At 73.5% G+C, this 24,320-nt stretch carries 23 protein-coding genes; 8 read left to right on the forward strand and 15 right to left on the reverse strand.

Annotated features, from left to right (window positions below; genetic code table 11):
- The first annotated feature begins 28 nt into the window (after nucleotides 1-28).
- Together M446_RS02215 and M446_RS02220 are read left to right on the forward strand one after the other, a co-directional pair.
- A complete protein-coding gene (locus M446_RS02215) occupies nucleotides 29-1,444 on the forward strand; it encodes an amidase (protein ID WP_012330435.1) in 1,416 nt (471 codons plus the stop codon).
- A 40-nt stretch (nucleotides 1,445-1,484) separates the two neighbouring features.
- Nucleotides 1,485-3,446 (forward strand): SDR family NAD(P)-dependent oxidoreductase, encoded by a 1,962-nt coding sequence (locus tag M446_RS02220; RefSeq protein ID WP_012330436.1) that lies wholly within the window; start codon nucleotides 1,485-1,487, stop codon nucleotides 3,444-3,446.
- Between the two features lie 301 nt (nucleotides 3,447-3,747).
- On the opposite strand, the gene M446_RS02225 is transcribed toward M446_RS02220, so the two are convergent.
- Nucleotides 3,748-4,785, reverse strand: a complete 1,038-nt coding sequence (locus tag M446_RS02225; RefSeq protein ID WP_415926897.1) for a DUF2865 domain-containing protein — start codon at nucleotides 4,783-4,785, stop codon at nucleotides 3,748-3,750.
- Between the two features lie 161 nt (nucleotides 4,786-4,946).
- On the opposite strand from M446_RS02225, the gene M446_RS02230 reads away from it, so the two are divergent.
- Entirely contained in the window at nucleotides 4,947-5,468 is a 522-nt protein-coding gene (locus M446_RS02230; protein ID WP_018262787.1) for a CreA family protein, read from the forward strand.
- Nucleotides 5,469-5,598: 130 nt separating this feature from the next.
- Here M446_RS02230 and M446_RS02235 read toward each other — a convergent pair whose 3' ends face one another.
- A complete protein-coding gene (locus tag M446_RS02235; protein ID WP_012330439.1) occupies nucleotides 5,599-5,934 on the reverse strand; it encodes a hypothetical protein in 336 nt (111 codons plus the stop codon).
- Nucleotides 5,935-6,279: 345 nt separating this feature from the next.
- Between M446_RS02235 and cysS the strand changes: the two genes are divergently transcribed.
- Nucleotides 6,280-7,662, forward strand: a complete 1,383-nt coding sequence (cysS, locus tag M446_RS02240) for a cysteine--tRNA ligase (RefSeq protein WP_012330440.1) — start codon at nucleotides 6,280-6,282, stop codon at nucleotides 7,660-7,662.
- Nucleotides 7,663-7,871: 209 nt separating this feature from the next.
- Here the strand turns inward: cysS and M446_RS02245 are convergent, their stop codons facing one another.
- Nucleotides 7,872-8,465 (reverse strand): TIGR00730 family Rossman fold protein, encoded by a 594-nt coding sequence (locus tag M446_RS02245; protein ID WP_012330441.1) that lies wholly within the window; start codon nucleotides 8,463-8,465, stop codon nucleotides 7,872-7,874.
- 213 nt (nucleotides 8,466-8,678) lie between these two features.
- Here M446_RS02245 and M446_RS02250 point away from each other — a divergent pair, with 213 nt between their 5' ends.
- Nucleotides 8,679-9,998: a LysM peptidoglycan-binding domain-containing protein gene (locus M446_RS02250; protein ID WP_012330442.1), complete on the forward strand. Its 1,320-nt coding sequence runs from the start codon at nucleotides 8,679-8,681 to the stop codon at nucleotides 9,996-9,998.
- Between the two features lie 293 nt (nucleotides 9,999-10,291).
- On the opposite strand, the gene M446_RS02255 is transcribed toward M446_RS02250, so the two are convergent.
- From M446_RS02255 to M446_RS02270, 4 genes are read right to left on the reverse strand one after another with little or no spacing between them, the layout of a single operon-like run.
- Complete coding sequence (locus M446_RS02255) at nucleotides 10,292-11,023, reverse strand: aspartate/glutamate racemase family protein (protein WP_012330443.1); 732 nt, start codon at nucleotides 11,021-11,023, stop codon at nucleotides 10,292-10,294.
- Complete coding sequence (locus M446_RS02260; protein WP_012330444.1) at nucleotides 11,023-11,796, reverse strand: ABC transporter ATP-binding protein; 774 nt, start codon at nucleotides 11,794-11,796, stop codon at nucleotides 11,023-11,025. The genes M446_RS02255 and M446_RS02260 overlap by 1 nt, the downstream gene beginning before the upstream one ends.
- 2 nt (nucleotides 11,797-11,798) lie before the next feature.
- Nucleotides 11,799-12,665, reverse strand: a complete 867-nt coding sequence (locus tag M446_RS02265; protein WP_012330445.1) for an ABC transporter permease — start codon at nucleotides 12,663-12,665, stop codon at nucleotides 11,799-11,801.
- Nucleotides 12,649-13,650 (reverse strand): ABC transporter substrate-binding protein, encoded by a 1,002-nt coding sequence (locus M446_RS02270; RefSeq protein WP_043700745.1) that lies wholly within the window; start codon nucleotides 13,648-13,650, stop codon nucleotides 12,649-12,651. The genes M446_RS02265 and M446_RS02270 overlap by 17 nt, the downstream gene beginning before the upstream one ends.
- Nucleotides 13,651-13,883: 233 nt before the next feature.
- On the opposite strand from M446_RS02270, the gene M446_RS02275 reads away from it, so the two are divergent.
- Nucleotides 13,884-14,603, forward strand: a complete 720-nt coding sequence (locus M446_RS02275) for a GntR family transcriptional regulator (RefSeq protein ID WP_012330447.1) — start codon at nucleotides 13,884-13,886, stop codon at nucleotides 14,601-14,603.
- 3 nt (nucleotides 14,604-14,606) lie between these two features.
- Complete coding sequence (locus M446_RS02280; RefSeq protein WP_012330448.1) at nucleotides 14,607-15,359, forward strand: aspartate/glutamate racemase family protein; 753 nt, start codon at nucleotides 14,607-14,609, stop codon at nucleotides 15,357-15,359.
- Nucleotides 15,360-15,382: 23 nt separating this feature from the next.
- Here the strand turns inward: M446_RS02280 and M446_RS02285 are convergent, their stop codons facing one another.
- The 5 genes from M446_RS02285 to M446_RS02305 form a co-directional block, all read right to left on the reverse strand.
- Nucleotides 15,383-15,916, reverse strand: coding sequence for a gamma carbonic anhydrase family protein (locus M446_RS02285; protein WP_012330449.1), 534 nt, complete (start codon nucleotides 15,914-15,916; stop codon nucleotides 15,383-15,385).
- Between the two features lie 64 nt (nucleotides 15,917-15,980).
- Nucleotides 15,981-16,697 (reverse strand): di-trans,poly-cis-decaprenylcistransferase, encoded by a 717-nt coding sequence (locus tag M446_RS02290; RefSeq protein ID WP_012330450.1) that lies wholly within the window; start codon nucleotides 16,695-16,697, stop codon nucleotides 15,981-15,983.
- Between the two features lie 56 nt (nucleotides 16,698-16,753).
- Nucleotides 16,754-17,122 (reverse strand): transcriptional regulator, encoded by a 369-nt coding sequence (locus tag M446_RS02295; RefSeq protein WP_415926898.1) that lies wholly within the window; start codon nucleotides 17,120-17,122, stop codon nucleotides 16,754-16,756.
- On the reverse strand, nucleotides 17,109-17,729 hold the full coding sequence (locus tag M446_RS02300) for a hypothetical protein (protein ID WP_012330452.1): 621 nt from the start codon (nucleotides 17,727-17,729) through the stop codon (nucleotides 17,109-17,111). Before M446_RS02300 ends, M446_RS02295 begins: the two co-directional genes overlap by 14 nt.
- Before the next feature lie 315 nt (nucleotides 17,730-18,044).
- Nucleotides 18,045-19,547, reverse strand: coding sequence for a response regulator (locus M446_RS02305; RefSeq protein WP_050777456.1), 1,503 nt, complete (start codon nucleotides 19,545-19,547; stop codon nucleotides 18,045-18,047).
- Nucleotides 19,548-19,978: 431 nt separating this feature from the next.
- Between M446_RS02305 and trxA the strand changes: the two genes are divergently transcribed.
- Nucleotides 19,979-20,302 carry a thioredoxin gene (gene trxA, locus M446_RS02310; protein ID WP_012330454.1) on the forward strand — a complete coding sequence of 108 codons (324 nt, stop codon included), beginning with the start codon at nucleotides 19,979-19,981 and terminating at the stop codon, nucleotides 20,300-20,302.
- A gap of 123 nt (nucleotides 20,303-20,425) precedes the next feature.
- Here the strand turns inward: trxA and M446_RS02315 are convergent, their stop codons facing one another.
- From M446_RS02315 to accD, 3 genes are all read right to left on the reverse strand, one after another.
- Nucleotides 20,426-21,334, reverse strand: coding sequence for an outer membrane protein (locus M446_RS02315; protein WP_012330455.1), 909 nt, complete (start codon nucleotides 21,332-21,334; stop codon nucleotides 20,426-20,428).
- Between the two features lie 331 nt (nucleotides 21,335-21,665).
- Entirely contained in the window at nucleotides 21,666-22,991 is a 1,326-nt protein-coding gene (locus M446_RS02320) for a bifunctional folylpolyglutamate synthase/dihydrofolate synthase (RefSeq protein WP_012330456.1), read from the reverse strand.
- 336 nt (nucleotides 22,992-23,327) lie between these two features.
- Nucleotides 23,328-24,239 (reverse strand): acetyl-CoA carboxylase, carboxyltransferase subunit beta, encoded by a 912-nt coding sequence (gene accD / locus M446_RS02325; RefSeq protein WP_012330457.1) that lies wholly within the window; start codon nucleotides 24,237-24,239, stop codon nucleotides 23,328-23,330.
- Between the last annotated feature and the right edge of the window lie 81 nt (nucleotides 24,240-24,320).

Raw genomic sequence — 24,320 nt, forward strand, 5'->3', positions numbered from 1 at the left:
CCCGCGCGATCTCTCCCCGCGAGGCGCGATGACCGAGTCCCTGGCCGACCTCTGCGCCACCGACCTCCTCGCCCGCTACGCCGCGCGCGACCTCTCGCCCGTCGAGGTGACCGAGGCGGTGCTGGCCCGGGTGGAGGCCATGGAGCCCACCCTGCAGGCCCTCTGCCTGCTCCTCCCCGAGGAGGCCCGGGAGGCCGCCCGCGCCTCCGAGGCGCGCTGGCGGCGCGGCGAGGCGCTCGCCCTCGACGGCGTGCCCGCCACCGTCAAGGAGAACATCGCCACCCGGGGCGTGGCGATGCCCCTCGGCACCGCGGCACGGCGCGACGCGCCCCCGAGCCCGGAGGATGCCCCCGCGGCCGCCCGCCTGCGCGAGGCCGGGGCGATCCTGTTCGCGCGCACCACCATGCCGGATTACGGCATGCTCTCCTCGGGCCTCTCCAGCATCCACCCCCTCACCCGCAACCCCTGGGACCCGACCCGGACCCCGGGCGGTTCCTCGGCCGGGGCGGGCGCCGCCGCGGCTGCCGGCTACGGGCCCCTGCATCTCGGCACGGATATCGGCGGCTCGATCCGCCTGCCGGCCGGCTGGTGCGGCATCGTCGGCCTCAAGCCCAGCAACGGCCGCGTGCCGGTCGACCCGCCCTATTACGGCCGCTGCGCCGGGCCGATGACCCGCAGCGTCGCCGACGCGGCCCTGGCCATGCGCGAACTCAGCCGCCCGGATCACCGCGACGGCACCGCGCTCCCGCCCGCCGGCCTCGACTGGCTCGCCCTCGACGGCCTCGACCCGAAGGGCCTGCGCCTCGGCCTCCTGCGCGAGGCGGGCGTCGGCCTGCCGGTCGACCCCGCCGTCGCGGCGGTGATCGAGGACGCGGCCGCGCGCCTCGCGGCGGCGGGCGCTCGGGTGGAGCCGGTCGCGCCCTTCCTCACCCGCGCCATGCTCGACGGGCTCGACACGTTCTGGCGCGAGCGCGCCTGGAGCGACATCGGCGCCCTCGCCCCGGAGCGGCGCGCCGCCGTGCTGCCCTTCATCCGCGACTGGGCGCAGGCCGCGCGGGGGTCGAGCGGCGCGGCCGTCTTCGCGGGAATGAGCCAGATGGGGGCGATGCGCGACGCAGCCCTGCGGGCGATTCGCCCCTTCGACTTCCTGATCAGCCCGGTGGCGCCGATCCCGGCCTTCCCGGCGGAGCTCGCCTCCCCGACCGACGACCCGATGCGCCCCTTCGAGCATATCGGCTTCACGGTCGCCTTCAACATGTCGGAGCAGCCCGCCGTCGCGGTCCCGGTGGGCCTCACCCCGGAGGGCCTGCCGGTGGGCCTCCAGATCGTCGGGCATCGCTTCGACGATCTCGGCGTGCTGCGCCTCGCGCGGGTCTTCGAGGATCTGCGGGCGCCGCTGCCGCGGCGGGCGCCGGCCGCGCCGCCGCGGGCCCCGGCGCGTTGACAGCGGGGGAAGCCCGGCCGATACCCGCGCCGGCTTCCCGATGCGCAGACCGACCCTCAAGAGCGCGGCGATCGTCGCCCACGACCTCGTGGCGACCGCCCTCGCCGTCACGCTCACCTTCCTGATCCGCTTCGATGACGCGCGGCTGGCCGAGCGCCTCGCGCATCTGCCGGTGCTGCTCGGCCCCTTCGTGCTCTATGCCGGGCTCGTCTATCGCTGGTTCGGGCTCTACCGCACCAAGTGGCGCTTCGCCTCGCTCCCCGACCTCGCCGCCATCGTGCGGGCGGTCGCCGTCCTGGCCCTGTCGCTGCTGCTCCTGGATTACGCGCTGGTCTCGCCCGCCCTGTTCGGGATCTACTTCTTCGGCAAGATCGCGATCGGGCTCTACTTCGTCCTGCAGCTCTTCCTGCTCGGCGGCCCGCGCGTCGCCTTCCGCTACCTGAAATACAGCCGCTCGCGCCAGAGCCACGCCCGCGCCGCGACGACGCCCGCGCTCCTCCTCGGCCGCGGCGCGGAGATCGAGGTGGTGCTGCGCGCCATCGAGGCCGGGACGGTGCGCAAGCTCGCGGCCCAGGGCATCCTCTCGCCCCGGGCCGAGGATCGCGGCCAGAGCCTGCGCGGCGTGCCGGTGCTGGGCGCCTTCGCCGACCTGGAGCAGGTCGTGGCGGACCTCGCCGCCCGCGGCGTCGCGGTGCGGCGCCTCGTGGCGACGCCGAACGCCCTCACACCCGAGGCCGATCCCGACGGGCTCCTCGCCCGCGCCCGCCGCCTCGGCCTGCCGCTCGCCCGCGTGACCACCCTCGGCGAGGGCCTGCGCGACGCCGAACTGGCGCCCCTCGAGATCGAGGACCTGCTGCTGCGCCCGACCGTCCCGATCGACCGGCCGCGCCTGGAGCGCTTCCTCGCCGGCCAGCGCGTCGTGGTGACGGGGGGCGGCGGCTCGATCGGCTCGGAGATCTGCGCCCGGGCCGTGGCCTTCGGCGCCTCGGCGCTCCTCGTCGTGGAGAATTCCGAGCCCGCCCTGCACGGGGTGCTGACGCGGCCGGCCCTGGCCGAGAGCGAGGCGGAGGTGAGCGGCGTCATCGCCGACATCCGCGACCGGGAGCGGCTCTTCCACGTCCTGCGCGCGTTCCGCCCCGACGCGGTCTTCCACGCCGCCGCGCTCAAGCAGGTGCCCTACCTGGAGCGCGACTGGACCGAGGGCATCAAGACCAACGTGTTCGGCTCGGTGAACGTGGCCGACGCGGCGCTGGCGGCGGGCGCCCGCGCGCTGGTGATGATCTCGACCGACAAGGCGATCGAGCCGGTCTCGCAGCTCGGCGTCACCAAGCGCTTCGCCGAGATGTACGCGCAGGCCCTCGACGCGGCCGGCGGGCCGGCGCGGCTCGTGGCGGTGCGCTTCGGCAACGTGCTCGGCTCGGTCGGCTCGGTGGTGCCGGTGTTCAAGGCGCAGATCGCCCGCGGCGGGCCGGTCACGGTCACCCATCCCGAGATGGTGCGCTACTTCATGACCGTGCGCGAGGCCTGCGACCTCGTGCTCACCGCCGCCTCCCACGCCGACCGCGAGGGTCGCGACCCGCGGGCGGGCGACCAGCGCGCCGCCGTCTACGTGCTGAAGATGGGCCAGCCGGTGCGGATCCGCGACCTCGCCGAGCGCATGATCCGCCTCGCCGGCTTCGAGCCGGGCCTCGACATCGAGATCGCCGTGACGGGCGCGCGGCCCGGGGAGCGCCTGAACGAGATCCTCTTCGCCCGCGACGAGCCGATGGTGACCCTCGACGGGATCGAGGGGGTCATGGCGGCCAAGCCCGTCTTCGCCGACCGGGCGCAGCTCGCGCGCTGGCTCGAGCGGCTGCGCGCGGCGGTGGCGCAGGCCGACCGCGCGGCGGCCGAGGCGGTGTTCGCGGAGGCGGTGCCGGATTTCGCCCGGCGGCCGGGCGCGGCGCGCGAGGCGCCGGCGGCCGAACTGGCGCCGCGGGATGTCGGGGCGGGCGGGGCGTGATCCGGGCTCCGCTTGCTCGAAGCGGAGCCCGGATCACGAGCCCGCGCGGCGCCTGAGCGAAGCCGACATCCGCATTGCCGAAATGGGAGATGGCGAAGCAATCAACCGGATGGCGTAATGACGCCCGCCCTCGGCCGGGCCGCGCTCGCGCCGGAGGACGCGCGTCGTACCGGCGGTCGTGAGAAGAAGCGACCGCTGGCCTGGTCCGGCGACGCGTCCTTCGCCCAATCGGCCGGCGGTCCGGGCCGCGGGATGCTGCGGCGTCCGACCGTCCCGGGGACGCGGGTCGCGCGGCCCCGGATCAGGGCGTGGCGACGGGCTCGGTCCCGGGCGCCGGGCTCGCCGGCGCCGCCGCCTGGGGCCCGTCGATGCGCGCCTGGATCGGGACCGGGATGATCGTCGGCGCGATCACCCGCACGGCGGGCCTCTCGTCGGGCCCGGCGGGCTTCGCCGCGGGCGTCGCCGGCGCCTCGGCGCCGGGCGGCTCCTCCAGGCCGTTGCGGGCCGCGGCCGAGGCGGCCACCACCGCGGCCGAGCGGTCGGCGCGGCCGACGAGGGTGAGGCGGACCTTCGGCCGCGAGAGCGCCTCCGCCTGGGCCGGCGTGACGAAGATGTCGCCCTTGTGCTGGACCAGCATGCTCTCGGCCTTCACCAGGGCCTGCGCCCAGGTCTGGCCCTGGCCCCGGCAGGAGCAGTTCGGCACGAAGGTCTTCTGGAACTTGAAGGCGTTCGGCAGCGCCGCGTAGGCGCGCCGGGTCTGGATCGCGGCCGCGTCCTTGAGGCCGTTGTCGCTCGCCGGCATCGAGTAGGCGGCGGCCTCGGTGCCGGGGCAGAGGGCCTTGCACATCTCGTCGGCGCCCTCCCGCCCGTCCGGCAGGTTCGGCATCGGGAAATAGGCGCCGTCGCACAGGCGCACGCAGATCACGTGGCCGCCGCCGCGGGCGAAGCCGTCCGCCAGCTTCGCCGCGGCCGGCAGGCCCGTGCACGAGTCCTTGACGGCGGCGACGAGCTGCTCGCGCCGGGCATCCGCCACCTGCGTGTTGCCCGCCCCGTAGCCGGCGTTGAGGGCCCGGATCCGCTGCTCGACCTGGGCGCATTGCGGCGGGCGCATGTCGAAGAACAGGAAGCGCCCGCCCTCGCAGCCGATGGAGCTGCGGTAGGCGACGAGGCGCTGGATCTCCTCGACCTGGCCGCGGTTCGACTCCCGCTGCAGGTTGGCGAGCTCGGCGCGGAAGCGCTGGCAGGCGGCGGCGTTCGGCTCCGCCCAGGCACCCTGAACGAGGGCGGCCACGGCGACGATCCCGGCGAGGAGCCGGGCGAGCAGGCGGGACAGCGTCATGGCGTTCCGGCGATGGATCTGACAGGGGGCGGGCTCGGCCGCGGAGGCCGAGCCGGCGGCGTCCCGCATCGACGCCGCGAGACTTGGCTGTTCTAACCGCCCTCGCCGTTCGGCAACAGCCTTCCTACATGCCTTAACGTTGGTTTGACGGGGATCCGGGAATGGTGTGGCGGCGGAGTCTCATGCGGGTGGCGCTGGCGGCGGGAATGCTCGCAGGTCTCGGCGGAGCGGCGCGGGCGGAAGAGCCCGACCGCATCTTCGACAAGTCCACGGTCTGGCGGCCGCTGACGCCGAACGACAAGCTCGTCGTCTACGGGATCGACGATCCGGACGTTGGGGGGGTGGCCTGCCACTACACCCTGCCGGAGCGCGGGGGCATCAAGGGAACGCTCGGGCTCGCCGAGCAGGTCTCGGACATCTCGCTGTCCTGCCGGCAGATCGGGCCGGTGCAGTTCAAGCGCAAGCTGACCCAGGGCGAAGTGGTGTTCAGCGAGCGCCGCTCGCTGATCTTCAAGAGCATGCAGATCGTCAGGGGCTGCGACGCCAAGCGCAACACCCTGGTGTACATGGTCTATTCCGACAAGCTGATCGAGGGTTCGCCCAAGAACTCGACCTCGACGGTGCCGCTGATGCCGTGGGGCACCGAGCCGCCGCCGAAATGCGGCGACTTCCTGAAGGGCTGATCCGCTGTCCGGACGATCACGTCCGGAGAGCGGATGCCAAGCCCGCGCGGCGCGTGAGCGACGCCGACATCCGCATGGCCGAAATGGGAGATGGCGCAGCAATCCGTCGGATGTCGGATGACGACCCGCGTCAATCCCGGCAGGTGATGCGGATCGGGCGGTCGGCGGGCCGGCTCACGGGCGCCGACGGGGTGTCGATTGCACCCGTGTACTCGTCCTGCGCGGCGGCCCCGAAGGAGGCGGCCTTGGCGAAGCCCTGGGACTCGCACCACGCATCGGCGACCACCTGGCCGCACTCGCCGCCGCCGGTGCTCAGGCACTCGGCGACGCCGTAGCCGTCGCTCGACGGGATCAGGAAGGTCTTCTCCGCCCCGGGCGCCGCCGCCGCCTCCGATCCAGCGGCCAGCGCGGGGCCGGCGAGCGCGAGGAGACCGACGAGGCCGAGGGCGGCGAGGGAGCGACGCATGGGATTGCCTTCTGGATCGGAACGCTTTGGCAACCGACACTCGGAGGCGTCGGTAAACAAAGGCTAAACGGAACCCGCGCACGGCCGGCGGGCGGGAGGGCGGAGAAGGGTTTGGGCGGGTGGCCCGCGCCCGTCGCCGGCGGCTCGAAAACCGTGCCGAGCTGGGCTAACCCGGTTCGGCCGTCCGCGGCGTCTCGCGGCTGCAACAGCGGCCGGAAACGGATGACCCGCCCGATCCGGCGCGGATCGCGATTGGGCCGGGGGGATCTCCGGCAGGCCAATGTGTTAGAAGCGCCGCGGGCGCGCCCGACCGCGCCGCCGCATCATCCCAGGGAGCAGGGTTTCATGGCCCCGTTGTTGCGCCTCTACAACACGCTCACGCGGGCCAAGGAGCCGTTCGCCCCGATCGACCCGTCCCGGGTGCGGATGTACGCCTGCGGCCCGACCGTCTACGACGCGGCCCATATCGGCAACGGCCGGCCGATCATCGTCTTCGACCTGCTCTTCCGCCTGCTGCGCCACCTCTACGGGGCCGACGCGGTCACCTATGTCCGCAACGTCACGGACGTGGACGACAAGATCAACGCGCGGGCGGCCGAGCGCGGCGTCTCGATCCGCACCCTGACGGACGAGACCCTGGCGGGCTTCCACGCGGACCTGCGCCGGCTCGGCGTGCTGATGCCCGAGGACGTGAACCGGCCGGGCGCGCGCCCCGCCTTCATCGAGCCGCGGGCGACCGACCACATCGCCGAGATGGCGCAGATGATCGAGCGGCTCGTCGCCGCCGGCCACGCCTACCTCGCCGAGGATCACGTGCTGTTCGACGTGCCCTCCATGCCCGATTACGGGGCGCTCTCACGGCGCCCCCTCGACGAGATGGAGGCGGGGGCGCGGGTGGACGTGGCGCCCTACAAGCGCTCGCCCCTCGACTTCGTGCTCTGGAAACCCTCGAAGCCGGGCGAGCCGGCCTGGCCCTCCCCGTGCGGGATCGCGGCGCCGGGCCGTCCTGGCTGGCACATCGAGTGCTCGGCCATGTCGTGGAGGCATCTCGGCGAGACCTTCGACATCCACGCGGGGGGCATCGACCTCGTCTTCCCGCACCACGAGAACGAGGTCGCGCAGTCGCGCTGCTGCTTCGGCACGCCGGTGATGGCCAATGTCTGGCTGCACAACGGCTTCCTGCAGGTCGAGGGCGACAAGATGTCGAAGTCGCTCGGCAACTTCGTCACCCTCAGGGAGGTGCTGGCGGACTGGCCCGGCGAGGCGGTGCGGCTGGCGATGCTGCGCACCCATTACCGCCAGCCGATCGACTGGACGCTCCGGGCGCTGGAGGAGGCGAGCCGCACCCTGGAGCGCTGGTACGAGAGCGTCGGGGACCTCGGCCCCGCGCCCGCCGTGCCGGAGGGGGTGCGGGACGCGCTCCTCGACGACCTCAACACGCCGGCCGCGCTCGGCGAATTGCACAGGCTGGAGGATCCGGCGGCGCTCAAGGCCGGGGCGGGGCTGATGGGGCTGCTCGGCGCGACCCGCTCGGCCCGGGCCGAGGCGGCGGTGGCGGCCTCCGGGATCGACGTCGCGGCCGTGGAGGGGTTGATCGCCGCGCGCAAGGCCGCGCGCGCGGCGAAGAACTGGGCCGAGTCCGACCGCCTGCGGGGCGCGCTCGCGGGGATGGGCGTCACCGTCAAGGACAACAAGGACGGGACGACGACCTGGACCGTGGAGGGGTGAGGCGGGATCCGCTTGATCGACGCGGATCCCGGATCACCAGCCTGCGCGGCGCCTGAGCGCGGCGCCTGTGCGACGCCGACATCCGCATGGCCGAAATCGGAGATGGCGAAGCCATCAACCGGATGTCGGATGAAGCGGGGCCCCTCCCCGGCCGGGTCGGCGCCCGGGCCCGAGGGGGAATGCCACCCCGCCCCGACGCCGCGGCGCCGTCAGAACCGCTCCTCGATGAGGGCGTCCGCCTCGGGCCGGGGCGGATGGGCGCGCAGGGCGCTCTCCAGCATCCCCACCACCGCCTCGGGGCGCTCGGCGACGAGGTAGTTGAGGTCGAGCCCCTCGCGGATGAAGCCCTTCGCGCGCATGTGGTCGAGCAGCGCCAGGAGCGGCGCCCAGAACCCCGCCACCGACAGGAGCAGGATCGGCTTGGCGTGCTGGCCGAGCTGCGCCCAGGTCATCTGCTCGACGAGTTCCTCCAGGGTGCCGATGCCGCCGGGCAGGGCCACGAACGCGTCCGAGCGGTCGAACATCAGCCGCTTGCGGGTGTGCATGTCGGGCACGACGATCGTCTCCTGCACGTCGTCGAGCATCCGCTCGCGCGACTTCAGGAAGTCCGGGATGATGCCGGTGACGTGCCCGCCCGCGTCGAGCACCGCCCGCGCCACCGTGCCCATCAGCCCGACATTGCCGCCGCCGTAGACGAGGCCGATCCCGGCCTCCGCGAGGGAGTGGCCGAGGGCCCGCGCGGCCTCCCGGAACACCGGGTCGGTGCCGAAGCCCGAGCCGCAATACACGCAAACCGTCCGCATCAATGCTCCGCGTTCCGCTGCCGCGCCGGCGCCCGGACGGTCCGGGGGCCGGCCGCGGGGCGGCGCAAGATCCGGTCCACCTCCGCAAGGTTCCGCAGCTTGGTGTCTTCCGGACATGCCTGATAATATGGCGGCGATCGACCAGCGTTGTCGACCAGGAGGCGAATGGCCGCGCGCCGACCCTGAAGCCGGCGCGACCAGGAGTGGAACGCCATGACGGCGGAGTTGCGGCGAGGCGTGGCGCTCGCGGGCATCGGGCTCGTGAGCGGGATCGTGCTGATCGGCATCGTGTCGAGCGGCAACCGGATGCTGTCGACGAGGGACGCGCCCGAACCCGCCGCCCCCGGCGCGGCGGCCGAGCAGCAGGCGGCCCTGGCGCCCCCGCCCGCGCCGCCCTCCGCGCCGCCCTCCGCGCTGCCGTCCACTTGGCCGCCCTCGGCGGCGCCGCGCGCCCCGAGCTTCGACGTGATCCGGGTGGAGCCCACCGGCGAGAGCGTGGTGGCCGGCCGGGCGGCGCCGGAGGCGCAGGTGGAGCTCCTGCGCGACGGCGAGGTCTTCGCCCGCACGCAGGCGGATGCGAGCGGCCAGTTCGTCCTCGTGCCCCCGGCCCTGCCGCCCGGCAGCCACGCGATCGGCCTGCGCAGCGTCGCGCCGGACGGCACCCGCACGACGGGACCCGAGAGCGCCGTCGTCGCGGTCGCGGCGAACGCCGCCAGCAAGCCGCTCGTCGCCGTGAGCGCTCCCGGCCAGCCGACCACCGTGCTGTCGCAGCCGGAGGAGGCGCCGAAGCCCGCGCCGTCCGTCGTCGCCGCGGCGCGGGAGGCCCCGGCGGCCCCGCCGCCCGGGACGACGCCGATCCGCATCGCCAGCGTCGACGCCGAGACCGGCGGCAAGCTCTTCGTGAGCGCGCAGGGGGCGCCGCAGACGAATGTGCGGCTCTACCTCAACGAGACGCTGATCGCGCCCGGCCGGACGGGATCCGACGGTCGCGTCGCCTTCTCGATCGGGCGCGGGGTGCGGCCCGGGGATTACCGGGTGCGGATCGACCAGGTCGACCCCGCGACCGGCTCGGTGAGGACGCGCTCGGAAGTGAAGTTCGCCGTCCCGCCGAGCGTGGAGGCCGCGCCGGTGGTGGCCGCCGCGCGACCCGCCCCCGCCGGGCCGCCGAAGCCGGCGGGCCATCCGGCGCCCTCCCCGGCCGCGGCGCCCGCGCCCCCCGGCCCCGCGACCCCGGCCGTCGACGCGGCGATCGCGCCCGCGGGACCCGCCGCCCTCGCCGCCGCCGGGCCGGCCTCCGGGCGGATACCGGACCCCTCCACGGTGTTCGTGAGCGCGGTCAGCACGGCCACGGTCACCCGCGGGGACAATCTCTGGAGCATCAGCCGCAAGGCCTACGGGAAGGGGGTGCGCTACACGGTGATCTTCGGCGCCAACCAGGCCCAGATCCGCAACCCCAACCGAATCTATCCGGGGCAGGTCTTCGTGCTGCCGGGCGAGGCCCCACCCGCCGCGGTCGGGGCGAAGCGGGGCTGAGGATCGCGCGACCCGGCCTCGCCCGGGACGCGCGATCGGCCGATGCCGAGGCCGCTCGCTCCCGCATCGGGCGATCCGGCTCGATCCTGCGTCGACGGATCAATCATGGGTGGCGCGCCGGCGCTGCGGGGCCATCCCGCCCAATGCCGCCGGTCATTTCTCATGACCGGTGGTGCGGCACTCGAATTGTCGCCAAGCCTCTCGTTCGCCAAGCCTCTGGTTCACCAAGCCTCTGGTTCACCAAGCCTCTGGCTTGAAATCGAAAATTCGAGATGGAGCGACGGCCCGCTGCGTCAGCATCCTGAGCCGTTGGTACAAGGCGCGAACAGCCGCCCCCAGCGCGCGAGCGGCGCCGGGTCGGCCCCGGCCCGGCGCAGGGCCGCCCAGAGCGTGACGGCGATCGAGTCGTAGACCGGGAGGCCGAGCTCCGCCTCCAGGGCGGGGGCGAGCGCCGTCCCGTCCAGGTTGGTGCAGACGATCGCCACCGCCTCCACGCCCTCGGCGGCCACCGCCCGGACCATGCCGGCGAGGTCGCCCTCGGGCAGAGCCGCGAAGGAGAAGTTGTCGGAGAGGCCCGCATGCCGCTCGGCCGCGCAGGCGAAGCCCGCCGCCTCCCAGTTTGCGCGGATGCGGGCCTGCACGTCGCCCCGGTAGGGCGTCACCAGGCCGATCCGGCGGTGGCCGGCGCGGCGGAAGACGTCGCGGAAGCCCAGCACCGCCGTGCAGGCCGCGATCCCGGTCCGCGCCTCGATCCCGGCGCAGAGCGCCTCGTCGCGGTCGAAGCCCAGCCACGCCGCCGAGGTGCCGTTCCAGGCCACCACGTCGACCTTGGCGTCGGCCAGGAGATCCGCCGCCGCCAGGACCGGCTCCGCGTCGAACTGGCCGAGATCCTCCGGCGCGAGCGAGATCGCCGTGACCCGGAAGCGCGAGAAATGGGCCGTCACGCCGGGAAGGTCCCGCAGCATCGCGGCGGTCGCCGGTTCGAGCCGCGTGTTCGACGAGGGCGTCAGCATCCCGAGCCGCATCAGGCGGCCCGAGGCGGACGGGCCGATTCCGCGCGGATCAGGCCGAGCACGTGGCGCTTCACGTCGTTGAAGGCCGGGCTGGTCACGTCCCGCGGCCGGGGCGCGTCGAAGGGCAGAACCTCGCGGATGCGGCCGGGCCGCCGGCTCATCACGGCGACGCGGGTGCCGAGCACCAGCGCCTCGTCGACCGAGTGAGTGACGAAGATCACGGTCGCGCCGACCCGCTCCCAGATCGCCACCAGCTCCTCCTGCATCTCGCTCTTGGTCTGGGCGTCGAGGGCGGCGAAGGGCTCGTCCATCAGGATCACGGCCGGGTTCATCAGCAGCGCCCGGGCGATCCCGACCCGCTGGCTCATCCCGCCCGACAATTCGGCCGGGTAGTGCCGCTCGAAACCGCGCAGGCCGACGAGGTCGAGATAGGCCTGCGCCCGCTCCCGGCGCTCCGCCCTGCCGACGCCCTTCAGCGTGAGGTGGAAGGCGACGTTGTCGATCACGGTGAGCCAGGGCATCAGCGTCGGCTGCTGGAAGACCACGCCGCGGTCGGCGCCCGGCCGCTCGACGCACCGGCCCGCCACCCGGATCTCGCCCGAGCTCGGCGCCTCGAAGCCGGCGACGAGGTTCAGGAGCGTGGACTTGCCGCAGCCGGAGGGGCCGAGCAGGCACAGGAACTCCCCCGCCGCGAGCGACAGGCGGGTCCGCTCCAGGGCGACGAGGTCCTGGCCGTCGCGGTCGCGATACACCTTGCGGACGTCGAGGAGGTCGATCGCACTCATGCTCAGCGGCCCTGCACGGTGGTGCCGCGCTGCCAGTGCAGCACCGTCGCCGCCACCGCCTTGAGGCAAAGATCGGAGAGGTAGCCGAGCAGCCCGATCGAGATCATCGCCGCCAGCACGATGTCGTAGCGCAGGAAGTAGTAGGAATCCCACAGCACGTAGCCGAGCCCGCTCTTCACCGCGACCATCTCGGCCGTGACCGTGAGCATCCAGGCCGAGCCGATGGCGATGCGCAGCCCCGAGACGATGGCGGGCAGCGCGGCCGGCAGCACGATCCGCGCCAGGAGCTGGCGCTCGCTCGCTCCCATCATCGCCCCGGCGCGGATCAGGTTGCGGTCGACCGAGCGCACGCCGTGGATCGTGTTCATCAGGATCGGGAAGAACGCCCCGAGGAAGACCAGGAAGATCGCCGGCCTGTCGGCGATGCCGAACCAGATGATCGCGAGGGGGATCCAGGAGACGGGCGGGATCGGGCGCAGCATCTGCAGCGTCGGCTCGACGGTGCGCTCGACGAGGCGCCACCAGCCGATCGCCACCCCGAGCCCGACGCCGCAGAGCGCCGCGATCGCGTAGCCCGCCAGCACCCGCGACAGGCTGGCGAGGGCGTCCGAGGGCCAGTGGCCCGAGGAGCTTTGGGTGCTCTCGTCGAGGCCGAGCATCCAGTCGGCCAGGGCGTGGAGCACCGCCGAGGGCGCCGGCAGGAGGGCGGGCGGCAGCGCGCCCGAGCGCGCGAAGGCCTCCCAGCCGGCGACAAGGACGAGCGGCAGCGCCGCCCGCTCGGCCCATCCGGCGAGGCGCCGTCGCAGGACGGCCCCGGGCGGCAGGCGCAGGGCCGAGGCCGGCCGCGGCAGGTCAGTGGCCGAGGCCATCGCGGCTCTGCTTGGTGGCCGCTTCCAGGAAGGAGTAATCCATGTTGGCCTCCACCTCCTTCGACACGTCGCGGCTGATGTACTTCAGGTCCCGCATCATCTCGGCAATGGCGAGCGTCCGGGCCCGGTACATGCGGTAGTCGGGCTCGGCGTTCTTGAGCGCCTCGGCGGCGACGTCCTTGGATAGGCCGGTCTTCTGGTTGATCACGTCGACCCAGACGCCGCGATCCGCCTGGAGCTTGGCGACGAGGGCGACGTCGGCATCGACCACCGCCTGCACGGCGGCGCGGCGGGCCTTGATCACGTCCGAGCGGGTGACGATCAGGTTGGTGAGCTTGCCGGCCGCCTGGTCGTAGGGGAGCACGAAGTGGTTCGCGGCCCCGGCCATCCGGATCTGCGAGGCGAAGGGCTCCACCGAGCAGACGAGGTCGACCTCGCCCCGCTGCATCGCCGCGAGGTGGTCGGACGGGTTCGGGATGTTGACGAACTGGATGTCGCGGTTGGGATTGATGCCCTGCTTGAGGAGGGCGCCGCGCATGTGGATGTCCTGCGCGTTGCCGCGCGAGGCCGCGACCTTGAGCGGCGTGCCGGCCGCCTTGCGGGCCTCGACCAGCGCCTTGAGGCCCGCCCAGTCCTCGGCCGCGAGGTTGAGGCCCTTGGTCGACAGGCATTCCGAGCCGCCATTCACCTCTCCGGCCACCGCGACGAGGTCGAAGCCCTTGTCGAGGGCGGTGACGTAGTGGAGGTAGGTGACCTGCGCGACGTCGAGGCTCTTGGCCACCAGGGCGGTGAGGACGTCGTTGCCGGAATTGAAGCCCGTCGCCTCGACCGTCACCCCCTTGCCGAGCTCCTTGCCGAGCTCCTTGGCGAGATCCGGGATCAGCGCCATCGGCAGGCAATGGGCGCATTTCGCGTAGCCGAGCCGCACCGGCGCGCCGTCCTGCGCGGTGGCCGCGCCCGACCAGGCCCAGAGGGCCGCCACCATGACGAGACCGAAACGATGCCGGAGCACGGGACACCTCGGGGGCTGCCGCAGCGGCCGATCCGCCGCTCCCGCAGGAGCCTGATCGGCTCCGCGGCCGGCCGCAACGGATTTTTCGGTCATTGCATGCAATTCGTGCTAAATGGCGGCGCAAGCGCCAGAACATGCCCGCAATTGATGCGCCCGCCCGGCCGGCGAGCCGCTATGCTCGGGCGTCACCCCGCGAGGTCCCCTCCATGGATCAGGTCCGGCGTCCGCGCGGACGCCCCCGCAAGCCCGCCCTCCTCGGCCCCGTCGCCGGGTCCGGCCGCCTCTCCCTGCACGAGCAGGCGGTGCGGCGGCTGCGCGCCATGATCGTCGAGGGGGCGCTCCCGGCCGGGGCGCCGCTGGTCGAGACCGAGCTGTCGGAGGCGCTCGGCGTGTCGCGCACGCCGCTCCGGGAGGCCGTGAAGCTCCTCGCCATGGAGGGCCTCGTGGAGCTGCGGCCCAACCGCTCGCCCCGCATCGCCGCCCTCGATCCGGAGGCGGTCCGGGCGCTGTTCGAGGCCCTGGCCTGGATCGAGCGGGCGGGGGCGGAGCTCGCGGCGCAGCGGATGGGGCGGGACGACCTCGACCGCTTGCAGGCGCTCCAGGCCGCGATCGAGGCGCATCACCGGAACGGGGAGATCGCCCCCTACTTCGCCGCCAACCACGCGACCCACGCGCTGATCGTGGCCTGCGCCGGCAACCCGCCCCTGCGCGAGGCCCACGAGGCGCTGCACGCCCGGGCCGAGATCGCCCGGCGGCGCGCCCTCGACAGCCACGGCCGCTGGAGCGAGTCGGTGGCGGAGCACCGGGCGATCCTGGCGGCGCTGGTGGCCCGCGACGGGCCCCGGGCCGGCCTGCTCCTCGCCGAGCACGTCTCCCATACGGGGGCGGCCCTGCTCGCCGCCCTGTCCCGCTCCGACGCGGCCTGAGCGATGCGCCTCCTCCTCCTCAACCCGAATACCAGCCGCGACGTCACGGCGCTGATGCGCGACACCGCCGCCGCCGCCGCGGCGCCCGGCACCGAGATCGTGGCCGCGACCGCGCCGCGGGGGGTGCCCTACATCGCCAACCGGGCCGAGGCGCAGATCGGCGGCGCCATCGCCCTCGAGATGCTGGCGGAGGCCGGGCCGGGGATCGACGCGGCGATCCTCGCGGCCTTCGGCGATCCGGGCCTGGTCGGCGCCCGCGAGCTGTTCGACATCCCGGTGATCGGGCTCGCCGAGGCCGCGATGCTGAGCGCCTGCCTGCTGGGCGGGCGCTTCGGCATCGTCACCTTCGCGCAGGGGCTGCTGCCCTGGTACCGCGACTGCGTCGCGATGCACGGGCTCTCGGCGCGCTGCGCCGCGATCCGGGCGATCGAGGGGCGCTTCGCCTCCCTGGCGGGGGTGCAGGCGGAGAAGGAGGACCAACTCGTGGCCCTGGCCGAGGCCGCGGTGCGCGAGGACGGCGCCGACGTGCTGATCTTCGCGGGCGCGCCGCTCTCGGGGCTCGGGCCGCGGGTGCGCGAGCGGGTCCCGGTGCCGGTGGTCGATCAGGTGGTGGCGGCCGTGAAGCTCGCCGAGGCCGCGGTGGCGCTGCGGCCCCGCAAGGCCGCGTCCGGCGCCCTCAGCCGCCCGCCCGCGAAGGAGAGTCGGGGCCTGCCGGAGGCGCTGGCGGCGCGGCTCGCCCACACCGATCGGGGCTGAGGCGGGGAGCGCCGCCGCCCCGCTCAGGGGTCGAGGCGCCGCAGCCCCGCCTCGTAGCGCCGGCCATTGGCGACGTAGCGCGCGGCGGCGAGGCGCAGTCCCTCGACCGCCTGCTCGTCGAGGCTGCGCACCGCCTTGGCGGGCGCGCCGACGATCAGGCTGTTGTCGGGGAATTCCTTGCCTTCGGTCACGAGGGCGTTCGCGCCGACGAGGCAGTTGCGGCCGATCCGGGCGCCGTTGAGCAGCGTCGCGCCCATGCCGACCAGGGAATTCGCACCCACGGTGCAGCCGTGCACGATGGCCCTGTGGCCGATCGTGACGTCCTCGCCGATCTCCAGGGGGAAGCCCGGATCCGTGTGGAGCACCACCCCGTCCTGGATGTTGCAGCGCGCCCCGAGGCGGATCGGCTCGTTGTCGCCGCGCAGCACCGCCGAGAACCAGATGCTCACGTCGAGGTCGATCTCCACCTGCCCGATCACCTGGGCATCGGGAGCGATCCAGACCCGGGCCGGGTCGGCGAGGCGGGGATGGTGGGCGTCGAGGGCGTAGAGCGGCATGGCAATCCCGATGGAGGCGGTCTCAGGGTCTTCTACCCCAGCCCGCCTCCCGCGCCACCTGCCCTCAGGCGGCGGCCGGGACCGTCCCGAGCCCCCCGAAGCGCCGCTCGCGCCGGGTGAAGTCGCGCAGGGCCGCCGCCAGGTCGTCCCCGCCGAAATCGGGCCACATCCGGTCGGTGAAATGCAGTTCCGCGTAGGCGCATTCCCAGAGCAGGAAGTCGGAGAGGCGCTTCTCGCCGCCCGAGCGGATCATCAGGTCCACGTCCGGCACCCCGCCGCTGAGCCGGCGCCCGAAGGCCTCCCGGCTCTCCGCCCCGACATCGGCACCGGGCGCGCCGGCGGCGGCCGCCAGGATCGCGTCGCGGGCCGAGTAATCGACCGCGATGCGCAGGTGCAGGCGCGCGCCCCCCGCGGTCTCGGCCTCCGCCCGCGCCAATGCCCCGGGCAGGCCCGCGGGCAGCCGGTCGCGGCGGCCGATCACGGTCAGGCGCGTGCCGGTGCGGGCGAGGCGCTCCGTCTCGCGCCGCAGGTAGCGGCGCAGGAGACCCATCAGCGCCGCCACCTCCGCGGGCGGCCGGCGCCAATTATCCGACGAGAAGGCGAAGAGCGTGAGCGTCCCCACGCCGAGATCGGGCGCGGCCTCCGCCACCCGGCGGATCGCCTCCACGCCCGCGCGGTGCCCGGCGCTGCGCGGCAGGCCCCGGGCCGTGGCCCAGCGCCCGTTCCCGTCCATGATCATCGCGACGTGGAGGCCGCCCCCCTGGGAACAAGAACTTTGCACGACAAAGTCTCCGGGCGATGCGTCTGAGGAGCGGGGAAGGACGGGAGGGCGCGCCCTCAGGGGCGCAGGGAACCGAAGGCCGCGGGCGCCTCGTCGAGCGCCTCGGCCGCGTCGCGGACCACCTGCTCCAGCACCGCGAGGTAGTCGAGGAAGCGGCGGCGCCCGCCCGGGGTGAGGCGGCAGACCGTCTGGGGCCGGTTCTGGGCGTACCCCTTGCGCAATTCCACCAGGCCCGCCTCCTGCAGCACCTGCAGGTGCCGGCTGAGATTGCCGTCCGTGAGGCCGCAGAGCTGCTTGAGGTCGGCGAAGAGGAGGCCGTCCGGGTGGGTGACCAGGGAGGTGAGCACGCTCAGCCGCGCCCGCTCGTGGATCACCCGGTCGAGGCCCTCGTAGGAGAAGCGTCCGCTCGGCTCAGACATCGGCATCCCGGCAGGTGAGATGGAGGATGAGGGCGAGGAGGACCTGCCCGATGCCGAAGGGCAGTCCCATCGCCCAGGGCGACAGGTCGCGGGTTCCGGCCGCCACGACCAGCCCCGCGAGCCCGGCGAGGAGGTACCACGCCCCCGCGAGCGAGACCGCCCGCGGCAGCGTCCGGGTCGCGGCGAACAGGCCGAGGCTGACGAAGACCTGCCAGAGCCCCGGCAGCAGCCAGAGGCTGTCGGGCGCGACCCGGACCAGCACCAGGGCGACCAGCGCGCCCGCCGCGAGGGCGGGCAGGAACTGCTCCACCGCCGAGCCGATCATCGCGTCCGCGAGGCCGGAATGCAGGCGCCGCGAGCGCGTCACCGCCTCGGCGCCGATCAGCGCCACGGCGAGCGCCGCGACCGCGATCCAGTACAGCAGGTAGGCGAGCGCCCCGACCGGCATCAGCCAGAGCGCCTGGAGCCCGGCGGCGAGGAGGGCGATCCCGCCCGTCGCGGCGATCGTCGCCGGGCCGAGGCCGCGGAAATGCGTGTCGCGGGCGATCTGGCTGCGAATCGCCACGATGTCGGCGAGGGCCCGGTCGAGGTCCCTGTCAGTCTGGTACGGCATCGAGGCGTCCCGCGAGCCCCCCGGCAGGGCTGCTTTGCAATGCAAAGTAGGGCCGATCGGCGGTCGGCGCAAGGGCTTCGGCGGCGCCCCGCGGGCACGGTTCGGGCTGCCCGGGCCGGGGGTGACGTGCGGCGGCGGGCGGCGCCGCGCGAGGCCGCGAAAAAGCCCCGCTGGCGGGGGCGCAGCGGGGCTGATCGGAGTGTCGCTCGTGAAAGCGGCGCCAATGCTACTCGGCCGCGTCGCCTTGTCCAGTCCGAACCGCCCGGCCTCACCCGAACGGATGAGCCGCGTCCCGGGGGCGGGGACCGGCGCCCGCTACCCCGCCGAGGAGGCGAGGGCCGCGCCGCCCGGGGGCCGCGCGCGCTCGCCCTCGAGCAGGGTCCAGTGGGCGATCACGGCGGTCAGCTCCGCCCGCTTGAAGGGCTTGGCGATGACGTCGTCCATGCCGGCCTCGCGGCAGGCCTCCAGGTGACGGGGCAGGATGTGGCCGGTCATGGCGACGATCGGGATCCGCCCCGAGGGCCCGCCCATCTGGCGGATCCGGCGCGTCGCGGTCAGGCCGTCCATGGCCGGCATCTGCACGTCCATCAGCACGAGGCGGTAGGGTGCGGAGCGGATCATCGCCACCGCCTCGACGCCGTTCGAGGCGGTGTCGACGGCGTAGCCCTCCTCCTCCAGGATCAGCCGCACGAGCTTCTGGTTCGCCGGGATGTCCTCGACCAGGAGGATGCGGGGAGCGGCCAGGAAGGGCTCGGGCTCCGGCGGGGCGGCGGCGGGCGCCGGCGCCACCGGCTCCAGGTCGAGGCGCACCCAGAAGGTCGACCCGTAGCCCTCGTGGCTCTCGAAGCCGATCTCCCCGCCCATCAGCGCCACCAGCCTGCGGCAGACCGCCAGGCCCAGGCCCTTGCTGCCGACCCGCGGAGGGTCGGGGCCGTCCTGCGACAGCAGCGTCGCCTGGCGCTCCGGCGGGATCCCCGGCCCGGTATCCTTGACCGCCAGGGTGACGCGCCCGCGCCGGCTCACCGCCTCCTCGCAGCGCAGGCTGACGCCGACCGCGCCGGCCGCCGTGAAGGCGACCGCATTGCCGAGGAGGTTGAGCAGGATCTGGCGCACCCGGTCCGCGTCGCCGCGCACGCGGGCGGGCACGTTCGGCGCGATCTCGACCGAGAGGCTGAGGGCCTTGGCCTCGGCGGCGGGCCTCACCATGGCGAGGCTCGTCTCCACGAGGGCGTGCAGGTCGAAGGGCTCGCTGCGCAGGGCGACCTTGCCGGCCTCGATGTTCGAGACGTCCACGACGTCGTTGACGAGCGAGAGCAGCGCGAAACCCGAGACCTGGATGATGTCGAGCCGGCGCCGATCCTCGGGCGAGCGGTCGGGATCGGCGAGGAGGAGATCGGTGAAGCCCAGGATGCTGCTGAGGGGCGTGCGGATCTCGTGGCTCACGCGGGCCAGGAAGGCGCTCTTGGCGGCGCTCGCCGCCTCGGCCGCGTCGCGCTCGCGGGTGCGGGCGGCGAGGTCGCGGTCGAGGCGGCGCAGGTCCTCCGGCGAGGGCAGCGCCGCGGCAGCGGCCAGGAACCGCCGCAGACAGGCGAGCAGCGGCAGCGCGGCGAGTGCGGCGAGAACCTTGGCCGGTGCCTCGATCCCGCCATCCGGGACCAGCGGCGTCCCCGGACTCCACGCCGTCCAGGCCTCGGCGAGCTGCGCCGCCGCGCAGGCGAGCAGGAAGGCGCCGATGCTCCAGGAGAGCACCCGGACCCTCAGGTCCGGACGCCTGGTCAGGACCAGCATCAGCCCGACCGCGAGCGAGAGAAAGCTCAACCCGAGGATTGCAGCCGCTGCCGTATGGGTCCAGATCAGTTCGGTCCGCACGGCAAGCAAATCCCACGCGAGTAACAGCGGTTGACCTCGCGCAATTCCTGCAGCGCATCCAGCATCAGGCTTTCCCCCAACCGACGTTATCCTCCGCAGGACGGATCTCATCGGGCCGCGAAGGGGGGATGAGCGGTCCGCAGAGACGTTGGCCCCGCGGTGAATTTTGACGATCCTCCTGCGGAAATCAACCTAAGCTTGCCTCATTTGATGGACTTTCGTCACGGCAAGGGCGGCCGGCGCCCGGATGTGCGACGGCGCACGGGGATCCCGGGCAAGCGTGGCCGTGCGCGCTTGATCGGGCCCTCCCGGCTTCCTACGTTGCGCGGACGCGGGATGAGGCCGGGTCTGCCGCGTCCCGGACAAACAAGGGTTTTGCGATGGCAACCGTGAAGGTGACCGACGCGAGCTTCAGGCAGGATGTCCTCGAAGCGTCCGAGCCCGTCGTCGTCGATTTCTGGGCCGAGTGGTGCGGTCCCTGCCGGGCGATCGGGCCGGCGCTTGAGGAGATCTCGAGCGAGATGCAGGGCCGGGTGAAGATCGCCAAGGTGAACGTGGACGAGAATCCCGGCATCGCCTCGGAATACGGCATCCGCTCGATCCCGACCCTGATGATCTTCAAGGACGGCAAGCTCGCCAGCCAGAAGGTCGGGGCGGCGCCGAAGGGCGACCTGTCGCGCTGGATCCAGTCCGCCAGCGCCTGATCGCGGCGCCCGCGCGATCCGCAGCGAGCCCGGCCGAGAGGCCGGGCTTCTTTTTCATGCCCCCTCAACGGAAAAGCCCGGCCGAGAGGCCGGGCTTCCCCGCAACCGGGCTGTCGCCCGATCCTACCAGGTACCGAACTTGTAGTTGAGGCCGGCGCGGACCACCGCGAACTCCGTGTTGCGGCGAGCGAGGTTGCCAACCGCCGGGAAGCCGGCGGTGTTGCTCAGGATGATGGAGTTCGGCAGGCCGGCGACGATCACGCCGGCGTTGTCGAACGCGTAGGCGCCGTTGCGGCGGTTCCGGTCGAGGTTCACGTAGAGACCTTCGACCTTCAGCGTCACTGCCGAGGACCGGAAGAAGTTCAGGAACGAGTCGGTGGGCAGCGCGTACTCGATGCCGCCGCCGGCCGTCCAGCCGGTCTGGAAATCGTCGGTGTTCGGCAGGCCGAAATTGGTACCGCCACCGCCGCCATAGGCGAAGCCGCCGGTCCCGTAGAACAGCACGCGGTCGAAGGCGTAGCCGAGGCGGCCGCGCACGGTGCCGAAGTAATCGAGCCCGGACAGGCCGCGCGGGTCGAACAGGCGCAGGCCGTTGGCGCCGTTGAACTGAGCGCCGGGCTGGTTCGGGATCGCGAACGAGAAGGCGTTGCGGTTGCGGCCGAAGTCGACGTACTGCGCGTCCGCCTCGATGCCGACCACGACGCCCGCGCCGGGCGTGAACTGGTAATTGTAGCCGATCTGGCCACCGCCGCTGAAGCCCTCGGTGTTGCGGTCGCCCGTCCAGCCGATGGCGAGGGCCGAGCCGGCCGGGCCGGCGACCACGCGCGGGTCGCGGGTCAGGACGATCACGTCAGGGTTGGTGCTGCTCGCGTCGAACCCGTAGCCCGCGTTGAAACCGGCGTAGAAGCCCGTCCAGGTGAAGACCGGAACCGGCGCAATCACCGGAGGAGCGACGCGGCGCGGCAGATCGGCCGCCGAAGCGGCCGCGGTCAGCGCAGTGAAAGCAGCAAACGCACTCAGAAGTCTCTTCATGATGGTCCCCAGCAGGTTCCCCGATCGGGAGACAAGCTAGACCATTCCGGCCGGGCCCGATGTAGCGCATGCGCCACAGGATCTCCCGAAAGCCACAACCCGGAGCATCAATCTCGCGGGCGAGCACGCGGGCGGCGGCGGCGCGGAAATCGTGAACGGCCGGAGAAGAACGGGTTTCTATTGACAGAGCGGAAGCGGGCGGGACCCGTTCTCATACGGGATCCGCTTGATCGAAGCGGATCCCGGATCCCAAGCCCGCGCGGCGCCTGAGCGACGCCGACATCCGCATTGCCGAAAGGGGAGATGGCGAAGCCATCAACCGGACATCGTATCAGACCGGTGGCGTCCCGTTCGCGGTCAGCACGGCGCCCGCGAGGTAGAGCGAGCCGCAGATCAGCACGCGCGGCGGCGCCTCCCAGGCCCGGTCCTGCAGGGCCACGAGGGCCGCCTCGATGCTCGGAGCGGTTGTGGCAGGCAGGCCGACCGAGGCCGCGATGGCGGCGACCTCCTCGGCGGGCCGCGCGGCGAGCTGCCCGCTGATCGGCACGGCCACGACCGCGCGGGCGAGCCCGACGAAGTTCTTCAGGAACCCCTCCGCGTCCTTGGTGCCGAGGAGCCCGGTGACGAGGACGAGGGGCGCGTCGCCGCGCTCCTGCAGGTCCGCCATCGCGGCCGCCAGGATGCGCCCGCCATCGACGTTGTGGCCGCCGTCGAGCCAGAGCTCGCTGCCGGCCGGCATCAGGCCGGGCAGGCGCCCGCGCCCGAGCCGCTGCAGGCGCCCCGGCCAATCGACCTGGCTGAGGCCGGCCTCGAAGGCGGCGGTGCCGAGATCGCCGAATCCCGCCGCCCGCAGCGCCGCGATGGCGGTGCCCGCGTTGACGATCTGGTGGCGCCCGGCGAGGCGCGGGCGCGGCAGGTCGAGCAGCCCCTCCTCGTCCTGGTAGACGAGGCGCCCGCGCTCCTCGTGCACCGAGAAATCCTGGTTGCCGACCAGGACGGGCGCGGCCCGCAGCGCCTCCGCGCGGGCGCAGAGCACCCGGTCGGCCTCGGCGTAATCCTGCGGCGCGATCACGGCCGGGCAGCCGCGCTTGAAGATGCCGGCCTTCTCCCCCGCCACCGCCTCGACGGTATCGCCGAGATATTCCGCGTGGTCGCGCCCGATCGGCGTCACCACGGCGGCGGCCGGCCGGTCGATCACGTTGGTGGCGTCGACGCGGCCCCCCAGGCCGACCTCCAGCAGGAGCACGTCGGCCGGGCACTCGGCGAAGAGCAGGAGGGCCGCCGCCGTGGTGATCTCGAACACCGTGATCGGCTCGCCCGCATTGGCCGCCTCGCAGCGGGCGAAGGCGTCCGCGAGGCGGTCCTCCGCCACGAAGCGCCCGCCGCCGACCTGGCCCAGGCGGATGCGCTCGTGGAAGCGCACGAGGTGGGGCGAGGTGTAGACGTGGACCGAGAGGCCGCCCGCCTCCAGGATCGCCCGCATGGTGGCGATGGTCGAGCCCTTGCCGTTGGTGCCGGCCACGTGGATGACCGGCGGCAGGCGCCGCTCGGGATGGCCGAGGGCGGCGAGCAGGCGCTCGATGCGCCCGAGCGACAGGTCGATCGTGCGCGGGTGCAGGGCCAGGAATCGCGCCATCAGCGCGTCGGAGGACTCCATCGGGCGACCGTCTCGTGTGGCGGGGCGTCGGGTCTCGCTATCGGCCCGATCGCCGGTCAGGTCCAGACCCGGATCGCGTCCGGGCCGTCCCGCCTCGCTGCGCGCGACGGCCGGACGCTCGATCGGGACCCGCACGACGCTCACCGGCCGAAGGGATCGGGCGCGCGAGGTGATCAGACTTGTCGAAGGCCAGCAAGCCCGACTTGATGGCATGGGTCCGCGATCGGGTCCGCGATCGGGTCCGCGATCGGCCGGCTGCGCGGCGGATCTCCCGGGCCGCGCCGCGCGCCGGGTCGGCCCGCGCGGGTGCGGCGCGCGCCGCGGCGGCGGGGTCGCTCAGGCCGGGACCGGCTGCGCGGCCGCGGAGGCCGGCGCGGGCGTCGCCGCCGGCGCCTGCATCAGCAGGCCGCAGAGCCGGGCCACCGTCGCCTTCAGGTCGCGCCGGTGCACGACCTGATCGATCATCCCGTGCTCGCGCAGGTACTCGGCCCGCTGGAACCCGTCCGGCAGCTTCTCGCGGATCGTCTGCTCGATGACCCGCGGCCCGGCGAAGCCGATCAGCGCGCCGGGCTCGGCGAGGTGGACGTCCCCGAGCATGGCGTAGGAGGCGGTGACGCCCCCGGTCGTCGGATTCGTGAGCACCACGATGTAGGGCAGCCGGGCGCGGTTGAGGCGGCGCACCGCCACGGTGGTGCGCGGCATCTGCATCAGCGACAGGATGCCCTCCTGCATCCGGGCGCCGCCGGAGGCCGCGAACAGCACGTAGGGCGTGCGCTTGTCGAGGGCCGTCTCGGCCCCGCGCACGAAGGCCTCGCCGGCCGCCATGCCGAGCGAGCCGCCCATGAAGCCGAAATCCTGCACCGCCAGGGTCATCGGCAGGCCGCCGACGCGGCCGAACCCGACCTTGAACGCGTCCGCCATCCCGGTCTTGGCCCGGGCGTCCTTGAGCCGGTCGACGTAGCGCTTCTCGTCGCGGAACTTCAGGGGATCGACCGGCGCCTCGGGCAGCGGCACGTCGAGCCAGGTGCCCTGGTCGAACATCATCTTCAGCCGCTGCTGGGCGCTCATCCGCAGGTGGTGCTCGGAGCCCGGTATCACGAAGTCGTGGGCCTCCACCTCCTTGTGGAAGACCATCTGCCCGGTCTCAGGGCACTTCACCCAGAGGTTCTCGGGCGTCTCGCGCTTGAACAGGGTCTTGATCCGGGGCCGGACGACCTCCGTGATCCAGTTCATGGTCTCGACCTTCATAGGCTGTCTCCGGTCGGGCCCGCGCATCATGCGCCGAAGCGACGGCCGCTCCGGCGGGACACACGATGCGCGGGCGAATCC

Source organism: Methylobacterium sp. 4-46 (genome assembly GCF_000019365.1).
GTDB lineage: Bacteria > Pseudomonadota > Alphaproteobacteria > Rhizobiales > Beijerinckiaceae > Methylobacterium.